The 13,299-nt window shown below is 45.7% G+C and carries 8 protein-coding genes, 11 tRNA genes and 1 rRNA gene; all 20 read right to left on the reverse strand.

Annotated elements, in window-relative coordinates:
• Positions 1-102 precede the first annotated feature (102 nt).
• Positions 103-450, reverse strand: coding sequence for a helix-turn-helix domain-containing protein (locus tag E0698_RS25680; protein ID WP_192513360.1), 348 nt, complete (start codon positions 448-450; stop codon positions 103-105).
• Positions 451-799: 349 nt separating this feature from the next.
• Complete coding sequence (gene glmS / locus E0698_RS25685) at positions 800-2,632, reverse strand: glutamine--fructose-6-phosphate transaminase (isomerizing) (RefSeq protein WP_192513361.1); 1,833 nt, start codon at positions 2,630-2,632, stop codon at positions 800-802.
• A gap of 632 nt (positions 2,633-3,264) precedes the next feature.
• The gene (glmM, locus tag E0698_RS25690; protein ID WP_134912351.1) at positions 3,265-4,605 is read right to left on the reverse strand and encodes a phosphoglucosamine mutase; all 1,341 of its coding nucleotides are present in this window, start codon (positions 4,603-4,605) and stop codon (positions 3,265-3,267) included.
• A gap of 59 nt (positions 4,606-4,664) precedes the next feature.
• Positions 4,665-6,134, reverse strand: coding sequence for a CdaR family protein (locus tag E0698_RS25695; protein WP_192513362.1), 1,470 nt, complete (start codon positions 6,132-6,134; stop codon positions 4,665-4,667).
• Positions 6,131-6,964 carry a diadenylate cyclase CdaA gene (cdaA, locus tag E0698_RS25700; protein WP_192513363.1) on the reverse strand — a complete coding sequence of 278 codons (834 nt, stop codon included), beginning with the start codon at positions 6,962-6,964 and terminating at the stop codon, positions 6,131-6,133. Before cdaA ends, E0698_RS25695 begins: the two co-directional genes overlap by 4 nt.
• A 221-nt stretch (positions 6,965-7,185) precedes the next feature.
• Entirely contained in the window at positions 7,186-7,806 is a 621-nt protein-coding gene (locus E0698_RS25705) for an anti-sigma factor (RefSeq protein WP_192513364.1), read from the reverse strand.
• A gap of 150 nt (positions 7,807-7,956) precedes the next feature.
• Positions 7,957-8,523 carry an RNA polymerase sigma factor SigW gene (sigW, locus tag E0698_RS25710; protein WP_149096482.1) on the reverse strand — a complete coding sequence of 189 codons (567 nt, stop codon included), beginning with the start codon at positions 8,521-8,523 and terminating at the stop codon, positions 7,957-7,959.
• 190 nt (positions 8,524-8,713) lie between these two features.
• Positions 8,714-11,506, reverse strand: a complete 2,793-nt coding sequence (gene ppc / locus E0698_RS25715) for a phosphoenolpyruvate carboxylase (protein WP_149096483.1) — start codon at positions 11,504-11,506, stop codon at positions 8,714-8,716.
• 737 nt (positions 11,507-12,243) lie between these two features.
• Positions 12,244-12,314, reverse strand: a tRNA-Gly gene (locus tag E0698_RS25720).
• A gap of 9 nt (positions 12,315-12,323) precedes the next feature.
• Positions 12,324-12,397: transfer RNA gene (locus tag E0698_RS25725), tRNA-Pro, on the reverse strand.
• A gap of 22 nt (positions 12,398-12,419) precedes the next feature.
• Positions 12,420-12,496: transfer RNA gene (locus E0698_RS25730), tRNA-Arg, on the reverse strand.
• Positions 12,497-12,501: 5 nt separating this feature from the next.
• Positions 12,502-12,576: transfer RNA gene (locus tag E0698_RS25735), tRNA-Gly, on the reverse strand.
• 10 nt (positions 12,577-12,586) lie between these two features.
• Positions 12,587-12,667, reverse strand: a tRNA-Leu gene (locus E0698_RS25740).
• A gap of 11 nt (positions 12,668-12,678) precedes the next feature.
• Positions 12,679-12,754 (reverse strand) — tRNA-Lys (locus E0698_RS25745).
• 4 nt (positions 12,755-12,758) lie between these two features.
• A tRNA-Gln gene (locus E0698_RS25750) sits at positions 12,759-12,833 on the reverse strand.
• Between the two features lie 55 nt (positions 12,834-12,888).
• Positions 12,889-12,964, reverse strand: a tRNA-Val gene (locus E0698_RS25755).
• Positions 12,965-12,975: 11 nt separating this feature from the next.
• A tRNA-Glu gene (locus E0698_RS25760) sits at positions 12,976-13,047 on the reverse strand.
• Positions 13,048-13,055: 8 nt separating this feature from the next.
• Positions 13,056-13,128 (reverse strand) — tRNA-Thr (locus E0698_RS25765).
• Between the two features lie 5 nt (positions 13,129-13,133).
• Positions 13,134-13,206 (reverse strand) — tRNA-Asn (locus E0698_RS25770).
• Between the two features lie 19 nt (positions 13,207-13,225).
• Positions 13,226-13,299: ribosomal RNA gene (gene rrf / locus E0698_RS27780) — 5S ribosomal RNA — on the reverse strand; the annotation flags it as partial.

A 13,299-nucleotide genomic window follows, 5' to 3' on the forward strand; every position in this document is an offset into this window, starting at 1 on the left:
TGTTCACCACAAAAGAGTAACGCCAATCTACATAAGAAAAGGTTATTTCATTTACACAAAAATCTTGACGCTGCCCAACAACAACAACAACTCAGAATATACCTATTTATCTTTATACCGTTTTAGCTTTAAATTTATGATTTCCTGAATTTCCTGTTTGTCTCCCACATTTAACTTTCGAAATTCCGAGATTAATTTTGATTCAAGATCATCTAATTGCACACAAAATAACCCACTATTAGAACTTACGTACTCCTCTATTAGCAGCCACTCCAGATTAACATTGAAGTTTAGTCTTAGGGCAGTTATGGTTTCTAAAGACGGTTTATATTTATCTTTTTCTAATTCACTCAAAGTCCCTTGCGATACACCAATAATCTGTGAGAATTCAATTTGATTGAGCTTATTTATTTTCCGAATACTCTTTATTTTTTCCCCTACTGTCTTCATTACTCCACCTACTTATCTATAAAAATACAAACAGTCCCGATGTAGGAAACTTTTCATCGGGACTGTTTGAGTTAAGATACCATATTTTCTTGTAGGTAATATTCTTAATCATGAATAGTGTTATATTTGTAATGGCAAAAAAGTTATAAAAGCAACTTCACAACTATAATGTCACTGGACAACAAGTATCATCGGAATTTTGTATAAAAGACTTGCTCACTCAGAACATTATAATTAGTTACTATCATTAATTTATAGTAACCAACATTAATTATCAGTTACTAACTATAATGTTCAGTTACCAACTTTAATGTCTCTGAACAACATTTAGAATTTTACTAAAGCTTGCTTATTCTACGGTAACACTTTTCGCCAGGTTACGTGGTTTGTCAACATCATGACCCAGTGCAAGGGAAGCGTAGTAAGCCAACAGTTGGAGAGATACAACCGAAATCGCAGCAGACAGGATTGGAAGTGTCTTCGGAATTGCAAATACCTGATCCACGGACTTCAACAACTCAACAGCGTGCTCTTCGTACGTAATCGCAAGAACATCTGCGCCACGTGCCTTCACTTCCTTGATATTGCTCACGGTTTTCTCCAACACGGATTCCTGTGTTACCAAAGCGATAACCGGAATGCCATCTTCGATCAATGCCAGCGTACCATGCTTCAGTTCACCCGCCGCATAAGCCTCGGAATGAATGTAGGAGATTTCCTTGAGTTTCAGGGAACCTTCCTGTACTACAGCATAGTCTTGACCGCGACCAATAAAGAACAGGTGCTTGTGGCTGGCAATTTGCTCAGCGTATGCTTTAATCGCGTCTGCTTTGCCCAGCATTTCTTCTACTTGCTCTGGCAGTGATTCCATAGCAGCCAACATATGAGCTACTTGCTCATCCGTTTGTGTGCCACGTACTTGAGCCAGATACAGACCAAACAGATAAAACGCAATCAACTGCGAAGAATATGCTTTGGTTGAGGCTACGGCAATTTCCGGTCCTGCCAGTGTAACCAACACATCATCTGCATCGCGGGCAATGGAGCTACCAACTACGTTTGTAATCGCCAGTACATGAGCGCCGTTCGCTTGTGCTTCACGCAGTGCTGCCAACGTATCGGCAGTTTCACCGGATTGACTCACTACGATTACCAGTGTCTCTGGTGTTACGATTGGCGAACGATAACGATACTCGGAAGCCACGTCGTTTTCCACCGGAATACGAGCCAGGCTTTCAATAATCGTACGACCAATCAAACCAGCATTGTAGGCTGTACCACAAGCAACGATTTGAATATTGCGAATATTTTTAATTTGTTCTTCTGTCAGCTTCAACTCAGGAAGAACAACTTTTTTAGTTTCTTTGTCGATTCGGCCCAACATCGTGTCACGGTAAGCCTTAGGCTGTTCGTGAATTTCTTTCAACATGAAATGCTCATAGCCGCCTTTTTCCGCTGTTACAGCATCCCATTCGACATGAATCATTTCCCGAGAAATAAATTGGCCTTCGATTGTCATTAATTCGACGGCATCACTGGTCAAAACAGCCATTTCGCCATCGTTCAAAATAAATACATTGCGTGTATATTTCAGAATAGCCGGAATATCGGAACCGATAAAGTTCTCGCCTTCTCCCACACCAATAACCAGCGGACTAGCTTGACGAACAGCTACCAGCTTATTAGGCTCGTGCTCTGTCAGCACACCCAGTGCAAAGGCACCGCGCATAAAGGTAATTGCTTTTTGTACCGCTTTGACGATATCTCCTTTATATTCACGCGCAACCAGATGGGAAATAACTTCCGTATCCGTTTCGGAAATAAAGGTATGACCTTCGCTGATCAACTGTTCTTTCAGCTCCAGATAGTTCTCGATAATCCCGTTATGAACCACGGAGAACTTTTGACTCTCATCCAAATGTGGATGGGAGTTTTCATCTGAAGGCTTACCGTGTGTTGCCCAACGTGTATGCCCGATGCCTGCATGGCCTACCAGCGGCGCACCATCCAGCTTTGCTTCCAGATTCGCCAAACGACCTTTTGCCTTGGCTACTTTCAGTCCTGAATCTGTAAACACGGCAATACCCGCAGAGTCATAACCGCGGTACTCCAGCTTTTTCAACCCGTCAATCAATACCTCTTGCGTATTCTGATCACCAATATATCCTACAATGCCACACATATTCGTTATCCTCCCGATCATCATTTCACAGGACGACTCATCACAGGACTAACGTGTGCGGTAGATTGCGGAATAAAGTTCATTCATCTATGAAGTTGTCAATGATAACTATAGAAAATTACAGGCATCTCTTCACGAATGTAACGAAATTCCCAAACCGCGCACGCCAATGATGATGGCCGCACATTCATGAAATGAATCTTATAATTTAGTTTATAAAATAAAAGCATCTATCGGTGCGTTGTGTAAACAGTTGCCTGCTTATTTTCCGCTGCCGATTTACGGGTCGATGCCTCACCGGAAGGTCCCCGCCGAATGTTTCGAACACCTTCACCTCGTCAGCTCGCTTTGCCGTGAACCCATCTGTGAGCAACATCATCCAAATTGAATGATCTGCCTCACCAACAAGTTCCCCCGCGCAAAATCAAGCTCTGGCGCTTGTATTACATTACCTTACAACCCTCGCTTTCTCTTTCTGAGTCACAACATCCCTATATTATATTCAGCTCAGCATCATTTGGCAATGACACTTTATTCATATTTGCAAGTTCTGGTAAGTATTCAATTAAAAATAATATCTGCAAACGCGGTCGCCTGCTTACTTTGAACAGGCAACCGACGTTTACAAAATTTTAAACTAATTCTTTTTTTACAACATCTACGATCTGTCCTACAAATTGCTCCAGCTCATCCTTATCCGGCCCTTCAGCCATAACACGAATAAGCGATTCTGTACCGGAAGCACGAACCAATACGCGTCCATTATCACCCAATTGCTGTTCCACCTGCTCAATCGCTTCTGCAATGGCAGGATTGCCCTCGTAATTGCGTTTGTCCTGTACACGCACATTAACTAGCACTTGCGGATACTGCTTCATGAGCGATTTCAGCTCACTCATCTTTTTACCGGAAGCTTTCAGGGTATCCATCAGTTGAATCCCGGTCAACATGCCGTCGCCCGTCGTATTGTAATCGAGGAAAATAACGTGACCAGACTGCTCACCGCCCAGGTTAAAGCCGCCCCGGCGCATTTCTTCCATCACATACCGGTCACCAACTGCAGTTTTTGCAGTCTTGAGCGCCAGTTTTTCCGTTGCTTTGTAAAAACCAATATTACTCATCACAGTCGATACAATAGTGCTGTCCTTGAGCTTTCCAGCGCGGTTCAGCGCATCCCCACAGATACAAAGGATATAGTCGCCGTCTACCTCTTCACCGTTCTCATCAATCGCGATCAGACGGTCTGCATCGCCGTCAAAGGCCAGACCAATGTCAGCTTTCAAGCGGCGTACTTCCTCTTTCAGCTTTTCAGGATGGGTTGAACCGCAATGATCGTTGATATTCAGCCCGTTTGGCTCCGCACCGATGGTGTGTACTTCGGCTCCCAATTCCGCAAAAAGCTTCGGCGCCAGCTCATAAGCCGCTCCGTTCGCACAATCCAGTACGATTTTGAGCCCTTCAAAAGAATGGCTAATCGTTGTTTTCAAAAACTCCAGATAATCGTAGCGAGAATGCTCGTCTACAACAACCGTACCTAATCCGCCACCAATTGGACGAGGCAATTGATCCTCCTTGGCATCCATCAGCTCTTCGATTCTCAGTTCCGTTTCATCTGTCAGTTTAAACCCGTCGCCGCCAAAAAACTTAATGCCGTTGTCTTCCACCGGATTGTGGGAAGCCGAGATCATTACACCAGCGTCCGCTTTCAATTGACGTGTAAGATAAGCGACTCCCGGTGTTGAAACGATACCCAGACGAACCACATTAGCCCCAATAGACAGCAAACCGGCTACAAGCGCCGATTCCAGCATCAGACCGGACACCCGTGTATCCATACCGATAACAACTGTTGGTTTTTCTACATTCCCTGCTAAAACATATCCGCCGCAGCGGCCAATGCTATATGCCAGTTCTGCTGTAAGTTCCTGATTAGCAATGCCTCGTACACCATCTGTACCAAAATATTTCCCCATGTATAATGACTCCCTTTTTTGTCTAATGAACCTTAAATATTTACTACAGATAAATCATGTTATGGCTGACCGCTCTCCGGGGTTCCATTTGCAGAAGAATCTGCGCCGTTATGAGGATTTGTTTTATCCTCCGCAGCCGCATTGTCCCCGGGTTTCGCATCAGAGGAGCCGCCTTGACCGCTCTGGCCCTCCTGTGGCCTCTCCTGCCCCTTATTACCGCTGCCGGAAGGGGTTGATTCATTCCCACTGCCCGGATTCGTTACAGCCGGCGTTGAAGGGCTCTCAATGTTCACCGTTGCCGTTAGCTGGCTGGCGTTTCCGGATTGCGTAATGTATTTGGGCAAGCCTATCTTCAAAGTAACCTCATGCTGACCAGCCTCCAGACCACTTACGTCTGCAACCAAACTAATATCATCGTTGGTTAAATTGCTGATCATATCCTGCGGCCCCTTCACGGTAACATCCATCGTCTTGTCTGCAGGCGTTGTAATCGTCGCAGTCGTCCCGTCTGCTGCCCCCTGCACAACAATCGGAATGCCTGACAATGTTCGCTCCGCATCGGTCACCTGATTAGATGGCACAACTGTCACCTGAATTTGTATCGAGCCAGGCTCGATTTTATCAGAACCGGCGGGCGCTGCCAAATTAGCTTGAACTGTGTGGGTCCCTGCTTCCGTTAATTGGCTCAGATCGAGTGTAGCCGTAACATAGGAGCTAAGGCTGCTCAAAACATCCTGCGAAGCGTATACGATCGCTTCTTTTACATTTGCATTTACTTTGGAAAGCGCCAGACCGTTCGGCAGCTCTCCGGAATAGACAATTTTCACAGGCACGGACTTCGTTTGCTGGGTTACTGGGATTTCAACAGACACTGTGGAAGGCTCAATAACCGCTCCTGTAAGTTCCTGTCCCTTTTTGTTGTAAGCCTTCAGCTTCACCCGTTTCTGTTCAAACTTCTCCGAGATTCCCTCCGTATCAACAGCCCCCTGCACCGCAGCCACTGTACTCAACTGGCTTTTAGGCAAGGTGACCTTCACCGTTTGAGGGGCAACCACAGGCTCTCCGAGCTGCAAGCCGGTATCCGGTTTACCCTTGGAAACAATAGAAACATCAAATGATTTCGTTTGCTTTTCCTCAATCGTGACTGTCACACGACTAGGAGTCATAGATACCAACTCCACGCCATTCGGCAGATTCGCTACGAGTGGCAAGGTTTTGGTGCCTGCTTCCAACCCACTTAAATCCAATTGGGCCTGGTAATTATCTGCGAAAAAAGAAGTCAGCACGGAACGCTGTCCTCTAATCTCCATCTTCACATGGTCAGTATCCATTGTAGATAATACATATTTTGACTCATCCAGACCGCTGGCCTGAATACCTACATTATCAATCACTTTATTATCATAAGAAACGGTCAGCGTGGACGAAGGCGTACCCGTATCCAGATGAACCATTCCCCACAGCAGGACGGCAACCGCGAGTGCCAATATTTTAGAAATCGTATTGTTGTTAATCCATTTGTCCATCATGAATTTCCACGGCCTCCCCTCCGATTCCAGAATGAGCCGCGTTTTTCCTTCAAAGTCGGTGTCGGCCGCAGCTCCTCATACAGCTTGGATATTAAGGATTCTTCTTTAATATCGCGCACGACCTGCCCATTGATAGCCAAAGAAATTTGCCCTGTCTCCTCTGAAACCACCACAGTTACGGCATCCGTTACCTCACTCACCCCAATCGCTGCCCGGTGACGGGTTCCCAGTTCCTTGCTGATAAATGGATTTTCCGACAGTGGTAAGTAACAGGCTGCAGAAGCAATCTGATTATTTTGAATAATGACCGCACCATCATGCAGAGGCGTATTTGGAATAAAAATATTGATCAGCAGTTCGGAACTGACCACTGCCTGTGTCTTGATACCGGACTCCGTGTATTCGTTTAGCCCCGTTTCGCGTTCAAATACGACCAAAGCCCCTATTTTTCTACGGGATAAATAATTCAGCGCCTTAATCATTTCCCCGATTAACTTGTTTATCTCCTCATCATCCGCAGACGAACGCCCAAACAGCTTGCCTCGCCCCAATTGTTCCAGGGCACGACGTAATTCAGGCTGAAAAATAATGAAAATAGCTACCACACCAAAGGTAAACATCTGGTTCATCAGCCACTTGAGCGTATACAAATCAAACCAAGTGCTAACCGCCCAAATGACCACCAGGAACAGAATTCCTTTTAGCAATTGAACTGCTCGCGTTCCACGGACAAGTAAAATAAGCTTATACATAATATAGGTTACGATCAGAATGTCGATAATATCTTTAATGGACTCTTTCCAAGTCAGGTCCGCGAAATAATCCAACATGCGCATGCCCCCGCAATTTTCTGTAGTGAGTGAGTGTAATATGTACACAGTATGCTCTCTCTATCTAGGTTATAACGATAAGGCCCGCGTTGCAAGCCGCATGACAAAAGAACCGCTAAAATCAGTAAAATACAGTACAAATAGCCAGCTTCATATACAAAAAAAACGCCTTTTCCAGCGGAAGAGGCGCTTGATATCATTCTTGCCAGTTCAAGCTTCTTTTATGGAGAGGACGTACCTTCGAACAAATCAGTAACTTTATACCAAATCCAGTCCAAGGTTTGATCAATACTTTTGACCTGTCCTGCAATATGTGCTGTGGACGCTTGATAGTAAGAACCGTCAATCACTGTTACATTTCCTTCCACATCACCATATACCTGAGCCTTGCCATTTTGCACGGTCAAATCTCCAGCAATGGATTTACCCTCAGGCACGATCACAGTATTCCCTTGAATAACAACCTCATCCAGATGGCTTCCCTTGACTACCAATTGATGGTCTGTGGTTGAAAAGCTTGCCATGCTTGAGCATATAATAACAAGAAAGAAAGCTGCGGCCGTAACAGCCGGGTGTCTTTTCACCCAAGTCAGCATAGGCGCCATTGGCACTCTTCTATGTGGCGGCAAAGCATTCATAATGCGAAGTGTCAGCTCATCCGATACACACGGCACTTGATGCCGTGTACCATAAAGCATCGCATCCGTCCGCTCCAGCTCTTTAAAACGCATGCGGCATTCCGGGCAGGTGAACAAATGATGCTCTAATTCCTGTTTGTCCTGCTCGGACAGGTCGCCATCCAGATAGTCATGCATAAAAGAGACGGCTTGTTTGCAATCCATATGAGCCAATCCTTTCTAATATTCTTCCGTGTTTCTCTACATAACATGCTCCGGCTTAGAAACTTTGCTCACTTTACATACGCTACAACGAGCAATATGTTTCACAAAAAACATCTGTGCGAGCACTTTCCAAGACTCTGAACACATGATTTACAGCTTGTGCTCCAATTTTTTGCGTAGAAAATCCCGGCCCCTGTGAACCCTCGTCTTAATGGTGGTGACAGGAAGATTAAGCACATCGCTAATTTCCTGCAAGGAAAGCTCCTGCAAGTAACGCAAAACCATAATCGTCCTGTATTTGTCTGGAAGGCTGTCAATGGCATTATGAATTAAGGATTGTGTCTCGGACAACAGCGTATGGCCTTCAGGTGTGAGTTCTTCGCTGGCGAGCATTGCATACCCATCCACACCTTCCTGCTCATTCATCTCGGCATCCAGTGAATATGTAGGCTTTCTCCTTCGCAGACGATCAATGCACAGATTCGTCGCAATCCGGTAAATCCAGGTTGAAAACTTCTGCCCATGATCATATTTTTCCAAATTACGATATACACGCAAAAAAGTTTCCTGCACCAGATCCTCCGCCTCATGGCGATTCCCTAGCATCCGGTAGGAAAGATGAAAAATCCGATCTTTATATAACTCGACTAACTCCGCAAAAGCTCGCTGATCGCCTTTCTGCACCAGCCTAACCAAGCGGCTTTCCATATTATCCACTCTATACTCCCCCAGACTTGCTGATGGGTTGCTCATTACATTGTTATGATAATTCATCGTAGTTCAATTTTATCGGAAAATCAACTGTAGCGTTGACACCAATAGGACTCCTGCTCCGTCATATGCATGCAAACAGCATAATCGGGCACCCATAAGCGCCCGATTGCCTGTATTCATGCGCCAAGCTGTATCAGCCCGTGTTTCTCAGTCCTGCGGCTATTCCGTTAATGGTTAACAGCACCTCACGCAGCAACTCCGTATCGTCTCCGTTCTGGTCACGCAGTTCGCGTAGCTCACTAAGCAACTGAACCTGCAAGTAGCTTAACGGATCGACATAAGGATTACGCAACCGGATGGACTCCTGAATTACCGGCACATCATCCAGAATTTCCGATTGTCCTGTTATTTTCAAAATCAGCTCGGACGTCAGCTTGAATTCCGCTGAAATTTGCCCGAAAATGCGCTGGCAAGCCTCTTCATTATCGGACATCCCTGCATATTCCTCTGCAATCAGTAAATCCGCCTTCGCAATCGCCATTTGCAGTGTATCAATAAGGGAGCGGAAGAAAGCTGATTCCTTAAACATTGTTTGCAGCACCTTGAGGTTATCCTCATTGTTCTGATAGAAGCTTTGCAGCCCAGTTCCAGCCGCGTACCAAGCAGGCAGCAAGTAACGGCTTTGCGTCCATGCAAAAACCCATGGAATAGCGCGCAAGTCCTCAAAACGTTCACTGTTCTTACGCTTGGACGGACGAGAGCCAATATTCAGCTCACCCACCTCAGGCAATGGGGTTGATTCCTTGAAGAAGGTGAAGAAATCAGGGTCGCGGAAAATCAAATCCTGATACTTCTCCAGCGATACCTCGGAAATACGGGCAATGATCTCTTCCCAGCTCTCCTCGAACACTTCCTTCTTACCGGAACGGTTATATGCCACTGCGGTAATCAGAGCTGACGTTGCCTGTTCCAGGCTTCGATAAGCGATGCCCTTGAGCGAGTATCTGGATGAGAGTACTTCACCCTGCTCCGTAATCTTGATGCCGCCTCCGATCGTATGAGGAGGTTGGGCCAAAATGCTGCGATTAAGCGGCATTCCTCCGCGTCCCAGTGCTCCCCCACGTCCGTGGAAAAACTTCACTTTTACGCCGAACTCATTAACCACTTCCGTAATGCTGTTCATCGCAACCCGAAGCTCCCAGTTCGCCGTCACCACACCGCCGTCCTTGTTACTATCTGAATATCCCAGCATGATCTCCTGAAGCTGATCCATTGCTGCCACAGATTGGCGATATACAGGCAAATTCAGCAGCCTCTTCATAATACTAGGGGCAGCATGCAGATCATCTATCGTTTCAAACAGAGGAACGGATTGCAGTGTACATACGACTGTGCCATCTTTCTCGACACGGAACAGACCCACTTCTTTAGACAGCACCATAACTTCCAGCAAGTCGCTTGCTCCCTGAGTCATACTGATCAAGTAGCTTGTAATGGATTGCTTGCCGAATTCCTCCTGAGCCAGATAAATCGTACGATATACATCAAGACATTCCTGCGTGCTGTCGCTATATTTCAAATACGGCGACGTAATCGGACGAGGCTCGTTCAGCAGCTTTTCCAGCAGGTCTATTTTTTCTTCCTCAGGGAGCTTGCCATAATCCGCAACAATATTCATTTTAGAGAGGATTTCAGTCATTGCATTTTCATGCTCCTGACTATGCTGACGTACATCCAGCGTAGCCGTATGGAAGCCGAACAGCTCTACCTGACGAATCATCTTTTGAATATAAGTATCTGCCACATAATCCGCAAAATGATGACGCAGGCTGTCGTCAATAACGTTCAGATCCGCAATAAGCTCTTCAGCAGAGCTATAACGTTCCTTCGTGCCCTGCTTGCTTTCATCCAGGATATTATTCACCTTGGCTATCATGTAGGCCAGCTTGATGCGGTAAGGCTCTTTTTCGTTATGCCACACTTCCATCTTTTTAAGCGTAATATGAGTCCGGTCTTCCTCAATAGAAGCCAGCAAATCATCAGAGACACGTATAATGCTAGTGCTAAAGCTCAGATAACCCATAAATTCCTTCAGCGTGTGCTGATATTCTCTCAAAGCCAGCTTACGCTGCATACGTAACGTTTCCCAAGTAACATGAGCCGTAACAGACGGGTTGCCGTCCCGGTCCCCCCCGATCCAGGAGCCAAATCTCAAATAGGTCGGAATATGCCATCTCTGCTCAGGATAATATTTGCCTAAACATCGTTCCAATTCTTGGTATACGTCAGGCAACACATGAAACAAAGTCTCATGAAAATAATACATCCCGTTTCTAACTTCATCTAACACAGTTGGCTTGCGATCACGAAGTTCGTCTGTCTGCCATAGTGTAATCACTTCATTCAGCAGATTTTCCCGCACCTGTTCCCGCTCCCGCAAGGTAAGCATAGGATTATCCAACAGCATGACGTCCTCGGAAATGCGCTTGTGAATGTCCAATATCACCCGTCGCGTGGCTTCTGTAGGATGTGCGGTCATAACCAGCTCCAGTGAAAGCTCCTCCAGCAGACTGCTAACGTCCTCAGCCGAGAATCCACCCTGTTTAAGCTCCTGAACAGAACTTTCAATTGAACCACGTTGAACATCTTCACCAGCAGAATGCTCATAGTCCCGTTTGCGGCGGATACGATGATTTTGCTCGGCAATATTCACTAACTGAAAATAAATCGCAAACGCGCGAATAACCTGGTGACGAATGTCCGTATCCAGTCCGCTAACGATTTGTTTGAAATTCTCATACAACTCCGGCTGATACCCGGCACGTAACGATTTACTTGTCTCACGTATCTTTTCCACAATATCCAAAAGTTCGTTGCCACCCTGATGGACCAAAACCTCACCAAGAATATTCCCTAGAAAACGAACGTCCCGCCGTAGCAGATTGTTGGATTGGTTTTTGTTAGCGGTTAACGTAAGCTCAGTCATGCTTTTCCCCCCATCTGATCTGTTCACACCCAACGCAGCCTTGTTGCAAAGGTACGTATACACACGAAATTTGACACTTTCTTAACATCATACAATAAAAACGCGTGAAAAGCTGCAAAATTTACAGTAAAAAGTCACGCTTTTTAAATACTTTTTTTGAGAATATATTGGTTTTTTATGCATAAAAATGAAATTTAATAAACCAAATCACTTTTATCGTCTAGATAAACATGAAACTTTATGCACAGGTATTATAAAAAGCATGATTTTCAAAACAAAAAATCATGCATCATTATGTGCATATGTTCATTATTTGTTGACAAAGTGAAACCCAATAAGCTTCTATCCACAAAGATATACACAAAACAGCCATAATTTCAATATTTCAGAGCAGTTTTTTTCATCCATACTCAGCTATACCCACATAAATAGAATACATTGTGTACAACTACGTACAGCAGCCTTAGAGTTATCACCATACAACCGTATCGTTAACGGTCATAGGATTCCTATATTGAAGGGATTTGATCACGAAATTAGCCTTACTACAGGAGAATGGGATACATTAGAGGGGGAATTCGGGATCTGGGTGTTAAAGTACCTGGAGCCTATGTACAATATGCACAAGTCATCCCCAACTGTGCATGACAGGAGATTTTCGCAGTAACCTATACACAGAGAACGTTTATAATGTGGACAAAATAAAAAGAAGCCTCTCGGCTTCTAGGTAATCAGTAAGCGGGTGATGGGAATCGAACCCACGCTATCAGCTTGGAAGGCTGAAGTTCTACCATTGAACTACACCCGCAAATTAGTATCGGGATGACACGATTTGAACATGCGACCCCCTGGTCCCAAACCAGGTGCTCTACCAAGCTGAGCTACATCCCGATATTATACATTTTCAAGAAAATGGCGCGCCCTGAGAGATTCGAACTCCCGGCCTTTTGATTCGTAGTCAAACGCTCTATCCAGCTGAGCTAAGGGCGCAAATATGGAGCGGACGACGGGAATCGAACCCGCGACCCTCGCCTTGGCAAGGCGATGCTCTACCGCTGAGCCACGTCCGCAAAAACAAGATGCGCGTGGAGGGACTTGAACCCCCACGTCAAAGACGCTAGATCCTAAGTCTAGTGCGTCTGCCAATTCCGCCACACGCGCATGTAATACAATGGTGAGCCATGAAGGACTCGAACCTTCGACACCCTGATTAAAAGTCAGGTGCTCTACCAACTGAGCTAATGGCTCTTAATGGCTGGGGATATAGGATTTGAACCTATGCATGACGGAGTCAAAGTCCGTTGCCTTACCGCTTGGCTAATCCCCAATATGCATATGATTCACAATTCCCCAACATTTCAACCAGGTAAGAGGATGAAATATGGTGGAGGCTGAGGGGCTCGAACCCCCGACCCTCTGCTTGTAAGGCAGATGCTCTCCCAGCTGAGCTAAGCCTCCATACTATCCTATGACCCGTAGGGGAATCGAACCCCTGTTACCTCCGTGAAAGGGAGGTGTCTTAACCGCTTGACCAACGGGCCCTAACACAAGCTCTCAACCGGGTTCGAACCGGTGACCTCATCCTTACCATGGATGCACTCTACCTGCTGAGCTATGAGAGCAAAGGCTCCCCGAACAGGACTCGAACCTGTGACAACTCGATTAACAGTCGAGTGCTCTACCAACTGAGCTATCAGGGAATAGTAATCATAAGGATTTGCTTGGCGACGTCCTACTCTCCCAGGACCCTGCGGTCCAAGTACCATCGGCGCTGGAGGGCTTAACGGTCGTGT

The sequence above is a fragment of the Paenibacillus sp. 23TSA30-6 genome (assembly GCF_014858585.1).
Lineage (GTDB): Bacteria > Bacillota > Bacilli > Paenibacillales > Paenibacillaceae > Paenibacillus.